Below are 19609 nucleotides of genomic sequence, written 5' to 3' on the forward strand. Positions count from 1 at the left end.
CAACCTGATTCTTTCCTGCGTTGAATCGCTCCGTCTTCATGATGCGTCCCCTCTTTGCAAGGATGTCAAAAGCGACCGGTAGACCGTCTCCCCGATCGAGGCGCCAAGCTCTGTCGCAAGCCCTGCATACTGGTGAACTCCCGCGTAGGCAGGACTTTGCGTCGCCGCCACGATCACCGCGTCGGTGGTCGTTCCGGTGGCAAAGCGACCGCTGCCATCGTGAATGACCACCCCGCTGTCCTGCAGGGCTGCCGTCTTCGCTTCGGTGATGGTGATCACCGCGTTGATCAAGGCTGCTGCGGTCAGCCTCCCGTCGATCGCGACGATGATGTTGATCGTGCCCGCCCGATATCCGGGGTAGGTCTTCCGGCGGACGCCCGCCCGCGCCGCATTGCCAACGCCCGCTGTGACAAACGTCTGTAGCTGAAACTGATCGCCCGTCGCCTCCGCCTGCACCACCTGATCGACATCGGCAGCTGTCATCATGCCGGTCGTCTCCGCGGTGGGCAAGCCGAGCTGAGCGACGCGCGCTTCCAAGTCGCGCCACGGATCGTCCGACATGTAGCCATGCGGCACCTGCGCGTTGACCAGATAGCGCTTCTCCTGCACGCCCCCGCCGAACAAGGAGGAGCTGACGGTGAGCAGCGGGCGCTCTGCCGAAAGGATCAGAGCTCCTGCCATTCGCTGACACTCAATCCAGCTCACGCCCGCTTCACCCCGCTCCAGTCGGCCAGGATCTGATAGACGAGATCCATGTCCAGGTGTTGGCGCAGATGGGCGGCCAGTCTTCGATAGCTCTCCTCTCGCCGCGCCGCTTCCGGCATGACCTCGTCGCCACAGGGCGGCAACCCTTTTGCGCTCCGCAGGCGGTTGAGGAAGTCGCGCGTGAAGCCGCGGTTTTGGAACAGGCCGTGCAGATAGGTGCCAAACGCGCGACCATCTGCCGATATCGCACCGTCACACTCGCCCGACTCGAACTGCAAAAACGGTTCAGAACCGCCCCGCTCCGTGCGGCCGAGGTGGATTTCGTACCCCTCCACCTCATGCCCAGCATAGGCGCCGAGCAGTTGCCCGCGGTTGCGGATCGTGCGCTTTTGCGCATAAAAGGTGGTCGAGGTGGCGAGCAGTCCGATGCCGTCCAACTCCTCATATCCAGACTCGACCCGCTCCGGATCGAACAAGCGTTCCCCGAGCATTTGAAACCCGCCGCAGATGCCAGCCACCCAGCTTCCTGACGCATAAGCGGCTGCGATCGCGTCTGCCAACCCCTGCTCTTTTAGCCACATCAAGTCTTCCACCGTGTTCTTGCTGCCGGGGATGACGATCAGGTCCGGCTTGCCGAACCCGCGCAGCGAGCTGATGTAGCGGACGCTTGCGCCCGGCTCTTCCTGCAAGGGCGAGATGTCGGTGAAGTTGGAGATGCGCGGCAGCTTGATCACCGCGATGTCCAAATCGCTCGAAGTGCGATCGCGCTTCTTCAGCTTTAGCGCATCCAGCGCGAGCGAATCCTCCGGGTCGATATCATGTTCAAAATGCGGGATCACGCCGAGCACCGGAATCCCTGTGCGCTCCTCCAGCCAGAGCAGGCCGGAGTCGAGCAGCTCTTTTTTGCCGCGAAACTTGTTGATGATAAACCCTTTCACGCGCGCTCGCTCGTGCGGTTCGAGCAGTTCGAGCGTGCCGACGATCGAAGCGAACACGCCGCCGCGCTCGATGTCGGCGGCGAGAAACACCGGGCAGTCGAGCAGATCGGCCATCCGCATGTTGGCGATGTCGCGATCTTTCAGGTTGATCTCCGCCGGACTGCCAGCGCCTTCGACGACGAGCAGTTCATGCTCGGCGTAGAGCCGCTCGATCGACTCCTCGATCTTCGGGATCACCTTGGGCACAAACTCGCTGCGGTAGGAGAACGCCTCCATGTCGGCAAAATGCTTGCCGTGGACAATCACTTCGGAGACCATGTGCGCCTTTGGCTTGAGCAGGATCGGGTTCATGTCGACCGTCGCCTCCAGTCCGCACGCTTCCGCCTGCACGCCTTGTGCGCGCCCGATCTCGCCGCCGTCCTGGGTGATGTAGGAGTTGAGCGCCATGTTTTGCGACTTGAACGGCGCCACGCGGTGACCGTCTTCGTAAAAAATGCGGCACAGTCCGGTGCAGAGCAGGCTTTTGCCCGCATCGGAGGAGGTGCCTTGGATCATGATCGCTTTCATCTCAAGTCTCCTTCACATAACGTAAGGATTGCAAAGCCGCCCGGCGGGAGGCGCAAGCTGTGAAACTGGGCGGTGTCGCGATGCTCATATTTGGCGAGCAACCAGCGCAGCGGACCTCCGTGCGAGACGACAGCGATCGTCTGGCCGTCGTGTCGCGCGATGATGTCGGTGAGCCACGCGGTCAGGCGCTCATCGAGCTGACAGAGCGTCTCGCCGTTGGGCGGGGCGATGTTCCACGGATCGTCATACCAGGCGAACAGCAGGTCTCGCTCCGCAATCTCCTCGTAGGTGTGCGCTTCCCAGTCGCCAAAGTGCAGTTCGGACAGGCGCGGGTCCGCCTGCAAAACAGCTCCGAGCTGGGCGGCCGTGTCGCGGGTGCGCTGGAAGGGGCTGTGGTAGATCGCGCAGATCGCATGCTCGGCGAGCGCCGCTTTCAGCTCTTTTGCCTGCCGGTGACCGTTCGCATTGAGCGGTGCATCGGTGTGACCGATGTAGCGGCGTTCAACGTTCGCATCCGTCTCGCCGTGGCGGATGAGCAGCAGGGTGATCATGCGACCAAAAACCCGAGCAGCACGGTCACTTCCACAACCTCGCAGAGCGCCCCGTACACATCGCCAGTCAGACCGCCGATCTTGCGCTTCGAGGCGCTGATCAGCATTAGGCAGGCGAGCAACGGGAAGATCACCGTCCACTGCAGCCAGATCAGCCCAGGCACGGCGAGCAACAGCGGCCAAAGTCGAATCCACGGCTGTCTCCTGTTCAGCGTCTGGGCGAGCCCTTCCGCCCGCGCATATGGAAAGGCGTAGAGCGCGATCAGCATCGTCGAACGCCCCCAGATCACCGCCATCAGGATGCCGAGCCACAGCTCCCCCCCTTGCAGGTGCGCCAGGATCATCAGCTTGTTGCCGAGCAGCAGCACCGCCGCCAGCACGCCCATCGCGCCGACTCGCGAGTCTTTCATGATTTCGAGGATGCGCTCTCTCGGCCGCTGGCTGCCGAAGCCGTCCGCCGTGTCCATCAGACCGTCCAAGTGCAGACCACCCGTCATGTACACCCAGCAGGTGATCAGCAGCATGGCGAGCACCAGCGGCGGCAAATGCCCTTCCAGCAGGAAGGCGACCAGCGCCAACGCGCCGCCGAGCAACGCGCCGGCCAAGGGATAGAGCGGCGGGCTGAGCGGCCAAGCATCCGCCTGCAGCCGTTTCGGCACAGGGAAGCGGGTCAGAAAGGCAACCGCATGCCAAAACGCGTGCAGCTGGAGCGCGAAACCGCTTTTTTTCTCATCGCGCACGCGGTCGTCCGCCTGCTGTCCCGCTTCTGTGTGTGGCTCTGTCGTCCGGCTCATAGCTTCAGCGCCCTTCCGGCGATGATCAGATAGACATCTTCCGCCCGCTTCGCCACGATCTGGTTCACTTCGCCGAGCAGATCTTGGAAGGCGCGGCCGAGCGGCGAGAGGGCAACGCCACCGAGGCCCGTCTCGGTGGTGACGATCACCGCCGAGCGGTCGGGGTGAGCAAAATGATCGGCCAGCCGCTCCGCTTCTGCGTGCACGCTTCGCCTCGTGCTCTCCGCACGCCACTCCGGCTCCGGCAGTTCCAGCAGAATGCAGGACAGCCAGGTGGACAGGCAGTCGATCAGGATGCAGTCCCAACCGTCCTGATCGGCCAGCGTCTCGGTGAGCGGAGCGCCCGATTCCAGCACGCCCCACTCGGCAGGGCGACGCTCCTGATGGAGCTTGATGCGCTGCTCCATCTCCTCGTCCCACGCGCGGCCAGTCGCCACATAGAGCACGCGTCGATCATATCCGGCCCGCTGCTCCGCGAAGCCGCTTTTTCCAGAGCGAACTCCGCCCGTTATCAGCGCGTATGGCATGCCCACTCCTCCTTCAAGCTCTTGATCAGCAATCGATTTTCCTCGCGCGTTCGCACAGCGACGCGGTAGTAGCCCGCACCGAGCCCCGGATAGTCGGCACAGCTGCGGATCAAGATCCCCCGCTTGCCGAGACGCTCGACCAGATCGAGGAGCGGGGCGCGAAAGAGGATGAAGTTGGCCTCCCCCCGATAGACGGTGGCGCCAAGCTCGCGCAGCTGCCGTTCCAGCTCGGGACGCTCTGCTGCCAGCCACGCCAGCGTGCGCTCAGCAAACCCCCGATCCTGCAGGCCGGCGATCCCCGCTCGCTGCGCCAACACGTTGACCGACCACGGCGGCATTTCGCTTTGAATGCGACCGAGCAGTTCGGGCGCGGCGATCAGATAGCCGAGGCGCAACCCCGGAATCGAATAAAATTTGGTCAGCGAGCGCAACAGGATCACATTGGGGCTGCAAAAGCTGTTCTGCTCCGGCAGAAAATCGAGGAACGCTTCGTCGACCACCAAAAAAGCGCCCCGCTCTGCCAGTTTGTCGGCCATCCGCTCCAACCACGCCTGTGGCACCACTCGACCGTTCGGGTTGTTCGGCGAGGCGATCACGAAGAGATCCACCCGCCCGCACGCATCGAGCAGTTCGGAAAGCTCCGGTTGGAAATCATTTTCTTCGCGGGCGATGACCGTCACCAGCTCCGCCTTCGCCGCTTCCTCGTATTCGGAAAAGCAGGGTTGCAAGAGCCCGACTCGCTGCGGTTTGAGGGCGTGGAAGATGGCGAACAGCAGCTCGGCCGCTCCGTTCCCCGCCAACAGTTGTTCAACCGGATATCCGGTCGCCTCCGCCAGCGCGCGATGCAGCTCTTTCGCTTGCGGATCAGGATAGTGCACGATCGAGGAGACGCCCGCTGCGATCGCTTCCAAGATGGACGCAGGCGGCCCGAGCGGGTTGATGTTGGCGCTAAAATCGAGCAGTTCCGCTTGCGGGAGACCATAGGTTGCGGCCGCCTCCCGCAGATTACCGCCGTGCTTCGCCATATCGTCTCGCTGCCTCGACAAACCGCTCCGCCAGCGTCGGATGAGAGGGGAAGTACAGGTGCGTATAGCCGGCGACCAGATGGCCTAGGCAGTATCCTTCCGCTTTTTCCCCGCGCAGCCCCTTGATGTGGTAGGCGGCGGGGAGTTCATCCGCTGCTTTCAGCACAGAATAGTGAAATTCATGCCCTCTCGCCTGTTCGCCCTCGGCAAAGAGGAAGTTGTCTTGCAGCGCCGTCACCTCGCGATAGCCGAGCGCCGCCAGCTTGTTCTGCATGCTCACCTCGCCGGGCACGAGGCCGACCATCTCGTGCGTCGCTCCTGCGCGGTCGGTGATCGTCTTGCACAGGTACATGTAGCCGCCACACTCGGCGAGCGTCGGCAGCCCCGCCTCGATGCGCGCCAGCAGATCGGTGCGAGCCGCTCGATGCGCCGAAAGCTCTGCTGCATACTCTTCTGGAAACCCGCCGCCGATGTAGAGGCCGCTCGCCTCAGCAGGGATCGACTCGCCTGCCAGCGGCGAGAAAAACAGCAGCTCCGCTCCCTGTTCCTCCAGCAGTTCCAGGTTCTCCTGATAGTAGAAGTTGAACGCCGCATCCCGCGCGACGGCGATCTTCGTCACCGCCGCTTTCGCTTGGCCGAAGAGAGTGGGTGGCACCGGTGGCAGATCGGAAGCGGAGCGCGCGATCTCAAGGATCGCATCTACATCGAGCGCCGCTTCGACCAGATCGGCCAGCTTGTCGAACAGCGGGCTCAACTCCCCCCGCTCGATCGCTGGAACCAGTCCGAGATGACGCTCGGGGATCTCAATGCCCTCTTGGCGCAAAAAGCCGCCGATCATCGGCAGCTCGCACTCTTGCTCGATCGCCGTCTGCACGAGCTTCAGATGTCCGACGCTCCCCGCCCGATTGGCGACGATGCCGGCAATTTTTACTCCTTCTGTCAGCGTGGCAAACCCTTTGACGATCGCCGCCGCCGACCGCGCCATGCTGGCGATGTTGACCAGGAGCAGCGCCGGCGCTTCGAGCAGCATCGCGATCTCCGCCGTGCTGCCCTGGTTGGTCTTCGGGTCTTTGCCATCGTAAAACCCCATCACGCCCTCGATGATCGAGATGTCCGCACCTTCGCTGCCACGCCAGAACACTTCACGCATCACGTCGGGCGACACCATCCACGTATCGAGGTTGCGCGACGTCCGCCCGGTGACGGCGGTGTGGTAGGTCGGATCGATATAGTCTGGGCCCGCTTTGAAGCCCTGCACGTTCAGGCCGCGGCGCTTCAGCGCCGCCATCAGGCCGAGCGTCAGCGTCGTCTTGCCGACGCCGCTGCCCGTGCCGCCAATGACGAGCCGCGGCCGGTTGCTGATCTTTTTACTCATCTGCTCCACCTCCCGGCACGAGCGCGATCGAGAGGGTGACATTGCCCGACTTTTTCTTTTCCAGCAGCAGTTCGGACGCCCCCGCCGAGCGCATCGAAGCAGGTTCGCTCACCCCGTAGGCGCCCGTGTATTTGAACACCGTCTCCGAGGGGCTCGGAATCTCGATCTCGTTCAGTTCTGTTGGCGTGTAGGTCACCAGCTCCCACCCGTATTTGGCGCAGAGCGCGAGCAAACCTTGCTCATCTTTCTTCAGGTCGATCGTCGCCACGTTGCGCACGCTCTTGATCGACAGGTTGAGCTCGGCGAGCGTCTGCACGACCACCGCTTCGATCTCCTCCTGCGGCGTCCCTCTGTTGCAGCCGATGCCGAGCACGATCGTCTGCGGGCGATAGAGCACCCCGTTCGCAAGCAGCGTCCGCTCCTCCTCCGCCGTCAACAGGCGATGGGTGATCACCAGCGCCGCATTCCACGAGCCTGCTGTCGCCATCGCTTCCTCCGTCGTGACGCGACGGATGTGATCGGGCAGCGGCTTGTCATACTGCCACCAGTTGCGCTCCCCAGACTCCTGCACGACGACGACCGGCTCTTCGTTGACCACCGCCGCGCTGACCGGAGTCGCGCGGTCGAAGCTTTCGATCTCCCAGCCGAACTGCCGTCCGAACAGGTCGACCGGAATCGTCTTCTGCACGTCGGAGGCGGTGGTGATGACCGGAGTCGCTCCGATCAGTTCGGCGATATGGCGGGTCAGCTCGTTCGCGCCGCCCAAGTGACCGGACAGGACGGAGATCGCATGCTGCCCTCTGTCGTCGATCACCACCACGCCCGGGTCTGTCTTTTTATCCTGCAGGATCGGGGCGATCATCCGAACGACCGCCCCGAGCGAGATGATCAAGATGATGCCGGTGTAGCGGGCGAACAGATCGGGCAGGATCAGCCGTACCGATCCTTCGAACAGCTCGATGCCCTTGTCTGCCTCGTCACCGCGAGCGAACTTGCTCATGTAGTACAGATCGGAGCCGTGCAGCTTGCCGTGCAGGTCGCGCGCCAGCTCCACCCCATGCTTGGTGATCGCGACGAGGGCATACGGGTTACTCATGAGCGGGCACCCCTTTGCGGAAGCGGTGCGTGAACGATTTGTCATACAGCTTGGAGCGATGCTCATCCTTGTCGATCAAGGTCGGGTCGAGCGCCCATCCGGCGAGGATCATCGCATGGGAGCGGATGCCGTTTTCCTTCATCGCCTCATCGAGCTGTCCGACCGTCGTGCGGACGATCAGCTGGTCGGGCCACGAGGCGCGCTGCACCACCGCGACCGGAGTGTCTGGACTCCAGCCTGCGTCGATCAGCTCGCGCATCACCTTTTTGGTCAAGGTCGCGCTCAGGTAGAGGGCGATCGTGCTGTGATGGGAGGCGAGGCTTTGCAGCTCTTCCCGCTCCGGAACGGGCGTGCGGCCCGAGGCGCGGGTGAGGATCAGCGTCTGGGTGAGCTCCGGCACGGTCAGCTCCGCCTGCAGTGCGGCAGCCGCCGCGAAGACGGAGGAGACGCCGGGGATGATCTCAAAGGAGACGTTCGCCTTTTTCAGCAGGCTCATCTGCTCCAAGATCGCGCCGTAGACGGCAGGATCGCCCGTGTGCACGCGGGCGACGCTCTTGCCTTCCTGCGTGCGCTCAATCATCAGCTCGACCATCTGCTCCAAGTCCATGCCAGCGCTCTTGTGCACTTCGGCGGTCGGCTTGGCGCGGGCGATCAGCTCTTCGCTGACCAGCGAATCGGTATAGAGCACCACGTCTGCTTCCTGCAGGATGCGCAGGCCTTTGACGGTGATCAGATCGGGATCTCCAGGGCCTGCTCCGACGATGTATACTTTCGGTTCCACTTTCATTTGCGCACCACCATCAGCGTGAGATAGTTCAGTTCAATTCCTTTTAGCTCTTTCACGTTTTGCCAAACCTGCTCGTCGCCCGACGTGACTTTGGTGACCACCGACGCGTTTTCGATCAGGCCGAGCTCTTGCAAGAGGTCGATCATCATGTCGATCACTTTTGCCACCTTGAGGAAGACGAGGCAGTCGTGCGTCTCGATCACCCGCTTCATCTCTTCGCGATCCTCTGTCGCCGGAATGATCGCAAACTGATCATCTCCGTCAGCGAGGAAGATGCCCAGCCGCGCTGCTGCGCCGAGTGCGGAGGAGATGCCGGGCACCGAGTGGATCTCCACCTCCGGATGGGCAGCCTGCATCGTGCGCGCCATGTGAATCCATGTCGAGTAGAGGTTCGGATCGCCTTCGGTGACGAACGCGACATCCTTGCCCTGTGCCAGCAACTCCCACAGCTGTTCTGTCGTCTGTGCCCAGTGCGAGCGGAGCGTCTCCTGATCTTTGGTCATCGGGAAGACGAGCCCGAGCATCTCTTTCTCTCCTGGGTTCAGATAAGTATCGGCGATCGCGTGCGCATAGCTTTTGCTGCCTTTGCGCTTTTTCGGATAGGCGATGACGTCTGCTTCTTTGAGCAGGCGAAACGCTTTGACGGTGATCAGCTCCGGGTCGCCGGGGCCGACGCCCAGCCCGTACAGCCGGCCGAGTTTGGTCGTGATTTCTGTCGTCATGTTGCGCTCTCCTCCTTGTAGGCGGTGATGATGTAGATCGGGTTGAGCCCTTCGAAGCGGGTCATGTGCAGGATCGGTTTGCTGCGCGATGTTTGCAGCAGGGTGACGCGAGTGGTCAGGCCGACTTTGGCAAACGTCTGGGTCGCTTCATACAGCGTTTCGATCGTCGCCGCGTTGAGCACGATCCGCCCGTGCGGACGCAGGCGCTCGGCGCAGAGCTTCAGCAGTTCGGCCATCTCCCCGCCGCTGCCGCCGATAAACACCGCATCCGGATCGGGCCATGCGTCCAGCCCGGTCGGCGCTTTGCCGTGCACGAACGCGATGTCGGTGCGAAACTTGCGCGCGTTCTCCACCGCGTTTTCCAGATCGGGCTCGTTCTTTTCGATCGCATAGACCGCTCCCTCGCGTGCGATGCGCGCCGCTTCGATCGCCAGCGACGCGGTGCAGGTGCCGATGTCCCAGACGATGCTGTCGCGGCGCAGGTTGAGCTCCGACAGGCTGAGGACGCGAACTTCCTTTTTGGTGATCAGCCCTTTGTCCGGCTTGCGCTGGGCGAACTGGTCATCGTCGATGCCAAGCCCGTAGTGCGGTGCGGTATGGCCTTGCTTTTTCAGCAGGATCACCACGTTGAGCGGCGAAAACGTCCGCCCGGCAAGCTCTTCGAGCTGATACGAACCGCAGCGCTCCGTCTCGCCGCCCAAGTTTTCGGCGACGAACATCGTGTATTCGGTCATGCCAAAGGACAGCAGATAGTCGGCGATCGCAGACGGCGTGTTGCGCTCATCGGTCAGCAGCGCCACCTTGTCCAGCCCGTCGATCTTCTGAGCGAGACCTGAGATCGGCTTGCCGTGCAACGAGGTGATCAGCGCGTCCTGCCAGGCGACGCCGAGCCGGGCGAACGCCAGCTGAATCGAGGACAGGTGCGGGTGGATGATCACGCCGGGCAGTTTTTTCGCTAAAAAGCTGCCGATGCCGTAAAAGAGCGGGTCGCCGGAGGCGAGCACCGTGACGGTGCCCTCCGCCGCCTTCATCGTCGCGACCAGGTCGCTGAGCCCGCCTTTGATCACCTCGCGCCGCCCTTGAAAATCGGGGAAAAAGTTGAGATGGCGCTCACCGCCAAACAGGATGTCGGAGCGATCGATCAGCTTCCGTTGCTCCGGCGAGACCGCTCCGTCATCGCCGATGCCGATCACATGAATGTTACCGTTCATCGATGTGTGCCCTCCCTAACAGTTCGCCTTTCATCGTCGTAAGCACCGTCTCCACCCACAGCCCGCCGCCCATCTCATCGAGCGAATGGCGGCTGGCGTGGTGGCCCAGCTTTTCAAAAAAAGTGTCGAGGCCCGCCTGGTGCATGATGTCTCCGACCTGAGCGGCCGTGTTGGCGCCGCGAATCTCCTCCAGCATCTCCGGCGTAGCGCCGCACTCTTCCGCGATGTCGGCAAGAAAATGAAAATCGACCGGGGCCGATTTGGAATGAACCATCATCACGCCCTGGGCGACTTTGGAAAATTTACCCATCATGCCGACCAACGAAACCTGCCGAGCTCCCTGCCGCTTGCAGTGGCGCAGCGAGAACCCGACAAAATCGCCCATCTGGATAAACGCTTCCTCGGGCAGCTCCGAATAGATCTTCATCGCATATTTTTCGCTGGAGCCGCCTGTGGTCAACACCAGATGCTCACAGCCGTTCGCCCGGGCGACCTTGATCGCCTGCACCACCGACGCTTGGTAGGCGGCGGTGGAGAAGGGAACGACGATGCCCTTCGTTCCGAGGATCGAGATGCCGCCGACGATGCCGAGCCTGCCGTTCAGCGTCTTCTTGGCGATCTCTTCTCCATCGGGGACGGAGATGACGACGCGCACGCCGCGGTTGACACCGTACTCGGTCTGCAAGGCACTGACCACCTGGCGGATCATCCGGCGCGGCACCGGGTTGATCGCCGCTTGTCCGACTTCGACCGGAAGGCCGGGCTTGGTCACGCGGCCGACGCCGACGCCGCCATCGATCTCGACGCTCACTTCGCTGTCCGGCTCAAGCCAGCAGACTGCGGCGCAGATCAGCGCTTGGTGCGTGGCATCAGGGTCATCGCCCGCATCTTTGATCACGCCGCAGCTGGCGCGCTCCCCGACCACTTTCAGATCTTCAATCTTGAAGCTCGCCGTCTCGCCGATCGGAAGGAGCAGTTCGACCTGCTCCACCTCCTGTCCGGTGATCAGGGCGATCAGCGCCGCTTTGGTGGCTGCGGTCGCACACGCCCCGGTGGTGTACCCGTGGCGCATCGGCTTCGCTTCCGCCTCGCTCATCGCTCCGCCATCAGCGACAGCGCGTTCACCGCAGCGACCGAGACGGGACTGCCGCCTTTGCGACCGATGTTGGTGATGAACGGCACGTCGCCGTCGATCAGTTTGGCCAGCTCTTCTTTCGACTCGGCGGCCGAGACGAAGCCGACCGGCATGCCGATGATCAGCGAGGGCTTCGCTTCTCCCGTCTTGATCAGTCGGATCAGCTCAAGCAGCGCGGTCGGCGCGTTGCCGATGACGAAGATGCCGTCCGGCTGTTCGCGAACCGCTTTGCGGGTGGCCATGATCGCGCGGGTGAGGTTGGCCGCCTTCGCCTCGGCCGCCACATCAGGATCGGAGATGTACACTTTGACGTCGCCGCCATACTTGGCGAGGCGCGGTTTGGAGATGCCGACCTGCACCATCTGCACATCGGCGTAGATCGTCTTGCCGGCGCGGATCGCTTCGATTCCGGCGCGAACGGCATCGCGGTGGAAGACGAGGCTTCTGCCGAGATCAAAGTCGGCCGACGCGTGGATCACGCGCTGCACGACCGGGTACTGCTCCTCCGCAAAATTGTGCTCGCCAAGCTCCTCCGTGATGATGTCAAAGCTCATGCTTTCGATCTCTTGCGGTTGAACGGTCATCGGAACAAATTCGGTCTTAAAGTCCATCTGTCTTCTCCTCCTTGAGTGCATCCACATGTGCGATGATCTGGTCAAAATCGCGGAACATCATGCCGTATTCGAGCTTCGGACGGCCGATCAGGATCACCTGCAAGCCCAGTTCGAGCGCAGCCTCCACCTTCTCATCGACCGAACCCTGCTGTCCGCTCTCCTTGGTGATCACCACATCCGTTTTATATTGACGATAGAGCGCAACGTTGAGCTCCTTGGAAAAAGGGCCTTGCATCGCGATGATCTGCTTTTGCTCGACGCCGAGCTCCGCGCATTTCTCCATGTTGTCAAGGCGCGGGAGCATCCGTGCGGTCAAGGTGACGCCTTCCTCCCCGAGCAGCCTTTTGGTGAAGATCTGCAGCGTTTTGCTGCCGGTGGTCAGCATGACATTGCCTTTCAGCTCGGCCGCCTTCTCTGCTGCCGCCGCATAGTCGTCGACCAGATGCAGGCGCGGGTTCTGTTCGAAGGCGAGCGATTCGCGCTCGAAGCGGACGTAGGGAACGCCGCATTCTCGGCTCGCGGCGATCGCGTTTTTATGCGCTTCCTCCGCGAAAGGGTGCGCCGCATCGACGACCAGCGAGATGCTGTTTTCCCGAATGTAGGCGACCATCTCGTCCGCTGTCATCCGCCCGATGCGAACGGGGACGCCCGCCTCGCGCAGCGAGTTGGCAGCCGAGTCGGTGACGACCGATGCGGTCAGCGAGTGGCCCGCCGCCACCAGTTGCACGGCGAGCGCCCGCGCATCGCCGGTGCCTGCGAGGTGAAGGATCATTTGCCCACCCCCTTGTGATCGTGCTGGTGCTCATGATCATGCTTATGCTCGTCTGTGCCATGCTCATGAGCATGATGGTGGTGATCGTGATCATGATGACCTTGCTCGTGACTATGATGGTCATGCTCATGATCATGATGGTGATGATCGTGGTCATGGTGGTCGTGACCATGATGGTGGTGATGGTCATCGTCGTGATGGTGGTGGTGATGATGATCTGCCATCGCATCGAGGCGGTATTTGCAGAGATCGCAGTTCATCTTGCTCTCTCCTCGGGCCGCTTCGACCGCGCGATCGTGCAGGATCGTCACCAGATTGTCGTGGAAGCCGAAATAGTCGGCCAGCACCAGCGGAATCTCCGGATATTGTTTGGAAAACTCCTCCGTCATCGCCTCCATCCGCTTGATCAAAATTCCGGTGAAGAGGAAATAGGGCAGGATGAAAATCCGTTTGGCGCCAAGCTTCACACAGCGCTCGACACCTTTGGCAAAATCGGGCTCCGTCACGCCGATGTAGCAGGTCTCCACGATGCCAGCCGGAATTTTTTCAAACAGCAGGCGGGTGATCTTGCACAGGTCGCTGTTCGCATCCGGATCGGAGCTGCCCCGTCCGACGATCAGCACCGCATCCTCATTGCGCTCCGTCGCTGCAAGGTCGAAACCGGCCTCTTCCAGACGGGAGCTCAGGATGTCCAGCGTCTTCTGATGCACGCCGATCGGCTTGCCGTAGGAAAAGTGCACGCTCGGATGACGCTCTTTCGCTTCGTCGATCTCATGCGGGATGTGCAGCTTGGAATGTCCCGCACCGAACAGAATCACCGGGACCAGCGTCACCGCTTCCGCCCCGCGCGCCACACAGGTGTCGATGCCTTGGGGAATCGTCGGGCGGGCAAATTCGAGAAAACAGGTCTCGATGATCGGGAACTCTCCGCCGAGCTTCGCTTCGACCCGTTTGGCAAACGCGAGCAACTGCTCGTTGCCCTCCGGATCGCGGCTTCCGTGTCCAACCAGCAAAATCGCATGTTTCATCAGCATGTTCCTCCTAGTCTCCGCAAACCGTATCGACAGTTACAGCGGGTACATGTTCATTGTGTTGATAGCCTGCGACGGTGCCCACGCGCTTGAAAAACTTGTGGAAGCGCTCGTCCGGATACCCCTGTTCTTTGTAGATCGAAAGGACGCGGGCGACCTCTTCGACCAACTCCTCCGCTGGGATGCCCTCTGCGACCGGCTGGGCCGCATGCGCGTTGCGCCCGATCGTCTTGCCGCCGAGGAAGAGGTCAAATTTGCCGCGGCGATAGATGACTGCAATGTCTTCGTGCACCGAGCCGTAACAGGCCATCGCACAGCCGGCAAACCCGATCTTGAGCTCTTTCGGCATCGCAAGGCCGGCGAAGCGCTCCGCGATCTCATCCGCCTGCGGAATCGACTGCGATTTCTCCCCATTGCAAAAATCGCACGCTTTGACTTGCACCACATCGCCGATCGGCTGTACGAGCAGCCCTGCCCGTTCCAGCTGGGCGGCGATCGCCTGCGGCTCCTTGGTCATCACGCGCAAAAGGACGTAATGGTTGGGCGTGTACTCGATCTCGCCTTCCGCTCCGGCCACCTCGATCATCGCCGCCAGCTGCTGCGGCGTCAGCTTCTTGTTGCCGACGCCGGGAGATACGGCGATCTCCAGGATGGCAGGCATCGCATCATACGGGTTGATCACCTGCTGCTGCATCGGCTCCCCCTCGACAACGCCTCGCGCTGCCAGCATGCTGACCGCCTGCATCGCGTAGTCCAAGGCGCGCGAAGTATCCGGCTGCACCATCGCCCCTTGCCCGATCGTGCGCTCCGCCTCCACATTCCGCTCGGCGGCTGGCGACTGCGGCACTTCGGCTACCGCTTGCGCCGCTGCCATCTGGCGCTCGGAGAGGCCGCCGTGCAGCGCCCACGGCTCATGCTCCTCTTTCAGGCGCTCGTTAGCGCGGATCGGCTGTTCCGCTTTGTCCAGCGTGTATTTGCGCTGGTAGCCGCGGGGAGTGATCATCTTGCCATCGTAGACGAAGGTGGACGAATTGCCGATGATCACCGTCGTCAGCATGCCGATATCATGATCGAGCATCTCGCCGAGCGTGGTCAGCACCACCGACTGGCGATCTCGGTACGCGCTCTTCACCAACCCGACCGGAGTGTCGGGCGAGCGGTATTTGAGCAGGATCTGTTGCGTCTCGACGATCTGGCGCGTGCGCTTGCCGGAGCGCGGGTTGTAGAGGGCGACGATAAAGTCTCCCATCCCCGCCGCCTCGACGCGGCGCGCGATCAGCTCCCAAGGAGTCAGATGGTCGCTCAGCGAGATCGTGCAGGCATCGTGCATCACCGGCGCCCCGAGCAAGGACGCGCAGGAGTTGATCGCCGAGATTCCGGGGATCACTTCCACCTCCACGCCATCCGCTTCCCGCCAGCCCTTTTGCACCAGCACTTCGTAGACCAGACCGGCCATGCCGTACACGCCCGCATCGCCGGAGGAGATCACCGCCACCTTTTTGCCCATCTCCGCTTGGCGCACCGCTTCGATCGCCCGGCTCACCTCTTCGGTCATCCCGGTGCGCACGATCTCCTGATCGGTCAGCAGGCCGCGAATCAGATCCACATAGGTGTTGTACCCGATGATCACATCCGCTTCCTGAATCGCTGCTCGCGCACGATCTGTAATGTGCTGAAAACTACCTGGCCCGAAGCCAACGATCAACAGCTTCCCACGCATCGCACTCATCTCCCATCATTTGCACATAGAAAAAGACGCCTTCCCGAAGGAAGGCGTCATATGTTTTCATGGTGTAAAACCTCAATAATGCAGTCCATGACACACCTGAAACCATCCTTCTTATATCCCCGTAAGAAGGTATGGAAAACATAGCAGGCAGGTCTCCTGACTCATGGATCATCACTTCCTCTGCCTTCCCATCTAAAAAAACAGTGGCGTGTTAGAGGAAATTACCCATTCACAGTGGCGGGACCGTACCGGACTTGCACCGGATTCCCTATTAAGCTCTTGCGAGCACCTGAACGTTACCCTATTCACTTTTCGTCGAACGATTCAAAGTATAGGGGAAAACTCAGGTATTGTCGAGTCCCAAATCGGCAAAGGTCGCCATCTCCGCCACCAGGCGGCAGGATGCTTCCAAGATCGGCAAGGCCAGCACCGCGCCCGTCCCTTCGCCCAGTCGCATGTCGAGCATCAGGATCGGCTCCAATCCCATCTCCTGCAACAGCACTCGATGCGCCGGCTCTTGGGACAGATGCGAGGCGAACAGCACCTCCTGCGCGCCGCTCTCCATCCGACAGGCGACCAGCGCCGCCGCTGCGGCGATCACGCCATCGACAACGACCACCATCTTGCGCTGATAGGCGCCGAGCACCACGCCGACCAAACCTGCGATCTCTAAGCCCCCCACCTTGGCCAGCACGTCGAGCGGATCGAGCGCATTCGGCCGATTGACCGCCAGCGCCTGCTCGATGACCCGCGTCTTGTGCAACACCTTCTCATCATCGATCCCGGTGCCGCGACCGACCAGCTCCGCCAGCGGTCGTCCGGTCAGCACCGCCGCCAGCGCCGCGCTCGGCGTCGTGTTGCCGATTCCCATCTCGCCGAGCGCCACCGCCTGCACGCCCTGCTGATGCAGTTCTTCGACCATCTCGATCCCGACGGCGATCGCCCGCTGCGCCTCCTCGGGCGTCATCGCAGGCCCTTGAGCAAAATTGGCGGTGCCGGCGCGCACCTTCTTCGAGCGCACGCCGGGGAGCTCTCCCTCGACGCGGCTGCCCACATCGACCACATGCACCGCACAGCCCACCTGGCGCGCCAAGACGTTGACCGCCGCTTTTCCGTTTACGAAATTTTGGATCATCAGTCCGGTCACCTCTTGCGGAAAGGCGCTGACCCCCTCTGCTGTCACACCGTGGTCGCCGCACATCACCACGACGGCGCGCTGTTCAAGCTTGGGGAACACCGTCCCTTGAATCCCGGCGAGCCTGATACCGATCTCCTCCAGCTTGCCGAGGCTCCCCGGCGGTTTGGTCAAAAAGTCCCAACGCTCTCTCGCTGCTTGCATCATCTGCGCTCATCCCTTCAGAAAAAAAATAAAAGCCCAAGCCTAAAGAGGCTTGGACTTTCCAAATCCAAACGAAACATGTCACCTCGACAGGCAGGTCTTCTGGCTCCCGGATCATCCCCATCTTCCCCGCCCTTCCCAGACAGATCGTCCAGTGGTCGCAGAGGGTCCCCGGATACAGCGGTGGGCCCGCGCATTTGCTTCCCTATTCTCCCGCGAGGCGGGCACCTGTCGCGTTGCATGAAATTCTACAAAACAGCGTACGGCAAGCGACGCAGAAAATCAATACTCAATTCCGAAGACGGCCGGAATCCCCTCGTCGTAATAATGTTTGAGCGGGTTCATCTCCGTGACGAGGTCGGCCAGCTCAATCACTTCCTGCTTGGCGTTGCGACCGGTGATCAGCAGGTGCAGATGGCGTGGGCGGTTGCGAATGACCTCCAGCACATCGGCGAGCGGCAGCACGTCGGCGACCGGAAAGCGCTCGATCGACAAGGCGTTGTTCAGCTCATCCAAAATGACCAGATCATAGTCGCCCTCCAGCACACAGCGCTTCGCTTCCGCCCATGCGTTGGCGAGCGCCGCCCGATGCTCCTCCGGCGTCTTCGTCCAGGTGAAGCCGATGCCGAGCTGGCGGATCTCAACGCCCAGCTTTTCCAAGGCGATCTGCTCGCCATAGGTGCGCTCCGGCGATTTGATAAACTGCAGGATCAACACTTTATAGCCGCGGCCCACCGCGCGCACGCACAGCCCCATCGCCGCCGTCGTCTTGCCTTTTCCGTCTCCCGTGTAGACCAGCATCATGCCCTGACGTTTGCTTCTTTCCATCTTTCAGCCTCCCTCTCCACGCGCAAAACGCTTCCCCTATTGGAACAGGTTGCCACCGCAGTTGTCAAGGACACACCCCTGCACGCCCGCAACAAAACATGGACGAACCGCGCGAAACCGAGCAAGTTCTTCCCCGACCCGAACGATCAGAGATCTTAGAACGCTACGAAGGAACCTTTTCCAAACAGCTCATCACCTTGTCGCCAAACTCGCGCAGGTAATGCAGATAATCGCCATCCGGCCCGCTGTAGTTATAGCGCTTGTTGCACATGCGGACGACGACCAGCTCCGCCTCGGGCACGACCAGCACCAGCGGGCCGGTGACGCCGAGGATCTGAAACGCACCTTTTGGCACGCTGCTGCCGATCTCGCTTCGCTTCGCCGGATGATCCTGCACATACCAGAGAAAGCCCATCGGCGGCAGATCTGGATCGGTCATCGGCGGGCTTTGCACCTGCGACACCAGCTGAAAAATCTCCGCCGGAACCACCTGTCTGCCATCCACCTTGCCCTGCGTCAGATGCAAAGATCCCCATCTGGCAAACTCGCGAGCGGAGACGAACAGGTTGCGCTGGTCGCCATCTCCGTCCCCGTTTTCGCCAAGGATCAGCTCCGTCCGCTCCGGCGCATCCAAGATCACCGACACCATCCGCTCCGAAGCTTCGGTGCGCCACCCGGTCTCGGTGAATCCGAGCGGACGAAACACTTGCTCCGCCAAGATGCTCGCCACCGACTTGCCGGTCGTGCGCCGCACGATCTGGGTGAGCATGACGATGTTCACGCCGCGGTAGGCCCATCCGCTGCCCGCTGGAAACTCGCGATACAGGCGTCCGCTCGCATCTTCGTGCAAACCGTGCGTGTGGGTCAGCAGGTGGCGGATCGTCGTCCCGTCGAGCAGCGCTCGGTCGAGCTCAGGCAGATAGCGGCTGACCGGATCGTCGAGGCTTGCGATCTTCCCCGCATCCAGAGCCCAGGCGACAGCAAAACCGATATAGCTCTTGCGCGCAGAGGCGATATTAAATTGCGAATCGGCTCCAACCGCCCGCGCCCCCGCTGCATGCGAATGAAACCCAGCGTATCGCTCCACCGCGATCCGCCCCTGATGAACGACGAGCAGCGCCGACCCGCTTCCGCCGTTTTTCCTGTTGATCTCCTCCACATAGCGGATCAGTTCGCCAAACGGCTCTCCAACTGCTGACTGTACCAAAACGCATCGCTCCTTTGCTCTCTCTTCGCGCTACTCCTTCCCCGTTTCGCGCCACTTCCCCTCCTTGACAAAAGGATCAAAAAAGAAGCCAAAGCGACATCGCCCAGGCTTCTCCCCATTTGCTATGAAAGATCTTTGATCCGCTTGACCCTGCCCTTCCCTTCGCCGCGCGACAAGACCAGCACACCGAAAGCGATCAGCAACCCTGCCAGCGCATAGCGCCCAAGCGATCCGATCTGACCCAGTCCGAAGATGGCAAAAAAGATCACCGACAGCCCGCCGAGAATGCCGACAGGGATCAGCAAAGCCGGCTGGCGAATCCCAAACAGGTAGAGTTCGAACAGGCCGAGCGCCACCGAGGCCAAGTACCCTGGCCACATGTAGCTCCAGCCGTCAAACAAGGTCGCAAACTGGCTGACAACCCCTGTGCCGAGCAGGATGCCGCCGGGCACCAACAGCCCTGCAAGATGTCGTCCGCCAAAAAAGAATCCCAGATGAAAGGCGATGCCGAGCGGTATCACGAACAGCGTCGGCCAAAACAGAGCGATCATCTCGCCTGGTGTGATCCAATTGTCGAGCAGCCCAGCCTGACCGATTAAAAACAGCAAGCCGAGCGCGATCAGAGTACCGCCTATCCACTTTCTCTCCATCCTGCC

20 protein-coding genes and 2 riboswitches are annotated in these 19609 nt (G+C 61.7%); all 20 genes read right to left on the minus strand.

The genetic code is table 11. The annotated features are described in order from the left end of the window. Window positions 1-36: 36 nt before the first annotated feature. The 20 genes from ACFSOY_RS18130 to ACFSOY_RS18225 all read right to left on the minus strand — a co-directional run bounded on the left by ACFSOY_RS18130 (window position 37) and on the right by ACFSOY_RS18225 (window position 19603). Complete coding sequence (locus tag ACFSOY_RS18130) at window positions 37-705, minus strand: adenosylcobinamide amidohydrolase (protein ID WP_386049075.1); 669 nt, start codon at window positions 703-705, stop codon at window positions 37-39. Beyond that, a complete protein-coding gene (locus ACFSOY_RS18135) occupies window positions 702-2210 on the minus strand; it encodes a cobyric acid synthase (protein WP_386049077.1) in 1509 nt (502 codons plus the stop codon). The genes ACFSOY_RS18130 and ACFSOY_RS18135 overlap by 4 nt, the downstream gene beginning before the upstream one ends. Further along, complete coding sequence (locus ACFSOY_RS18140; RefSeq protein WP_386049079.1) at window positions 2207-2761, minus strand: histidine phosphatase family protein; 555 nt, start codon at window positions 2759-2761, stop codon at window positions 2207-2209. The genes ACFSOY_RS18135 and ACFSOY_RS18140 overlap by 4 nt, the downstream gene beginning before the upstream one ends. Further along, window positions 2758-3555 (minus strand): adenosylcobinamide-GDP ribazoletransferase, encoded by a 798-nt coding sequence (gene cobS, locus ACFSOY_RS18145; protein ID WP_386049080.1) that lies wholly within the window; start codon window positions 3553-3555, stop codon window positions 2758-2760. Before cobS ends, ACFSOY_RS18140 begins: the two co-directional genes overlap by 4 nt. Continuing rightward, window positions 3552-4082, minus strand: a complete 531-nt coding sequence (gene cobU / locus ACFSOY_RS18150) for a bifunctional adenosylcobinamide kinase/adenosylcobinamide-phosphate guanylyltransferase (RefSeq protein WP_386049082.1) — start codon at window positions 4080-4082, stop codon at window positions 3552-3554. The genes cobS and cobU overlap by 4 nt, the downstream gene beginning before the upstream one ends. Then, window positions 4067-5107, minus strand: coding sequence for a threonine-phosphate decarboxylase CobD (cobD, locus tag ACFSOY_RS18155; RefSeq protein ID WP_386049084.1), 1041 nt, complete (start codon window positions 5105-5107; stop codon window positions 4067-4069). The genes cobU and cobD overlap by 16 nt, the downstream gene beginning before the upstream one ends. Beyond that, a complete protein-coding gene (locus tag ACFSOY_RS18160; RefSeq protein WP_386049086.1) occupies window positions 5088-6482 on the minus strand; it encodes a cobyrinate a,c-diamide synthase in 1395 nt (464 codons plus the stop codon). Before ACFSOY_RS18160 ends, cobD begins: the two co-directional genes overlap by 20 nt. Beyond that, window positions 6475-7578 carry a cobalt-precorrin 5A hydrolase gene (locus tag ACFSOY_RS18165; RefSeq protein WP_386049088.1) on the minus strand — a complete coding sequence of 368 codons (1104 nt, stop codon included), beginning with the start codon at window positions 7576-7578 and terminating at the stop codon, window positions 6475-6477. Before ACFSOY_RS18165 ends, ACFSOY_RS18160 begins: the two co-directional genes overlap by 8 nt. Next, window positions 7571-8365: a precorrin-4 C(11)-methyltransferase gene (cobM, locus tag ACFSOY_RS18170; RefSeq protein ID WP_386049090.1), complete on the minus strand. Its 795-nt coding sequence runs from the start codon at window positions 8363-8365 to the stop codon at window positions 7571-7573. Before cobM ends, ACFSOY_RS18165 begins: the two co-directional genes overlap by 8 nt. After that, complete coding sequence (gene cobI / locus ACFSOY_RS18175) at window positions 8362-9087, minus strand: precorrin-2 C(20)-methyltransferase (protein WP_386049092.1); 726 nt, start codon at window positions 9085-9087, stop codon at window positions 8362-8364. The genes cobM and cobI overlap by 4 nt, the downstream gene beginning before the upstream one ends. Then, window positions 9084-10298 (minus strand): precorrin-6y C5,15-methyltransferase (decarboxylating) subunit CbiE, encoded by a 1215-nt coding sequence (cbiE, locus tag ACFSOY_RS18180; protein WP_386049094.1) that lies wholly within the window; start codon window positions 10296-10298, stop codon window positions 9084-9086. The genes cobI and cbiE overlap by 4 nt, the downstream gene beginning before the upstream one ends. Next, a complete protein-coding gene (locus ACFSOY_RS18185) occupies window positions 10288-11394 on the minus strand; it encodes a cobalt-precorrin-5B (C(1))-methyltransferase (protein ID WP_386049096.1) in 1107 nt (368 codons plus the stop codon). Before ACFSOY_RS18185 ends, cbiE begins: the two co-directional genes overlap by 11 nt. Then, entirely contained in the window at window positions 11391-12044 is a 654-nt protein-coding gene (locus ACFSOY_RS18190) for a precorrin-8X methylmutase (RefSeq protein ID WP_386049098.1), read from the minus strand. Before ACFSOY_RS18190 ends, ACFSOY_RS18185 begins: the two co-directional genes overlap by 4 nt. Then, on the minus strand, window positions 12034-12819 hold the full coding sequence (cobK, locus tag ACFSOY_RS18195; RefSeq protein ID WP_386049099.1) for a precorrin-6A reductase: 786 nt from the start codon (window positions 12817-12819) through the stop codon (window positions 12034-12036). The genes ACFSOY_RS18190 and cobK overlap by 11 nt, the downstream gene beginning before the upstream one ends. Beyond that, entirely contained in the window at window positions 12816-13847 is a 1032-nt protein-coding gene (locus tag ACFSOY_RS18200; RefSeq protein WP_386049101.1) for a sirohydrochlorin chelatase, read from the minus strand. Before ACFSOY_RS18200 ends, cobK begins: the two co-directional genes overlap by 4 nt. A 13-nt stretch (window positions 13848-13860) precedes the next feature. Next, a complete protein-coding gene (cobJ, locus tag ACFSOY_RS18205; protein WP_386049103.1) occupies window positions 13861-15570 on the minus strand; it encodes a precorrin-3B C(17)-methyltransferase in 1710 nt (569 codons plus the stop codon). Between the two features lie 138 nt (window positions 15571-15708). Continuing rightward, window positions 15709-15887: riboswitch (cobalamin riboswitch) on the minus strand. A gap of 35 nt (window positions 15888-15922) precedes the next feature. Next, window positions 15923-16921 carry a nicotinate-nucleotide--dimethylbenzimidazole phosphoribosyltransferase gene (cobT, locus tag ACFSOY_RS18210; RefSeq protein ID WP_386049105.1) on the minus strand — a complete coding sequence of 333 codons (999 nt, stop codon included), beginning with the start codon at window positions 16919-16921 and terminating at the stop codon, window positions 15923-15925. Between the two features lie 72 nt (window positions 16922-16993). Further along, window positions 16994-17165: riboswitch (cobalamin riboswitch) on the minus strand. Window positions 17166-17200: 35 nt separating this feature from the next. Then, complete coding sequence (gene cobO / locus ACFSOY_RS18215; protein ID WP_386049107.1) at window positions 17201-17746, minus strand: cob(I)yrinic acid a,c-diamide adenosyltransferase; 546 nt, start codon at window positions 17744-17746, stop codon at window positions 17201-17203. Between the two features lie 163 nt (window positions 17747-17909). Then, window positions 17910-18953, minus strand: a complete 1044-nt coding sequence (locus ACFSOY_RS18220; protein ID WP_386049109.1) for a serine hydrolase domain-containing protein — start codon at window positions 18951-18953, stop codon at window positions 17910-17912. A 122-nt stretch (window positions 18954-19075) separates the two neighbouring features. Continuing rightward, complete coding sequence (locus ACFSOY_RS18225) at window positions 19076-19603, minus strand: hypothetical protein (protein WP_386049111.1); 528 nt, start codon at window positions 19601-19603, stop codon at window positions 19076-19078. Between the last annotated feature and the right edge of the window lie 6 nt (window positions 19604-19609).

Source organism: Tumebacillus lipolyticus, assembly GCF_042682745.1.
Classification (GTDB): Bacteria; Bacillota; Bacilli; order Tumebacillales; family Tumebacillaceae; genus Tumebacillus_A; species Tumebacillus_A lipolyticus.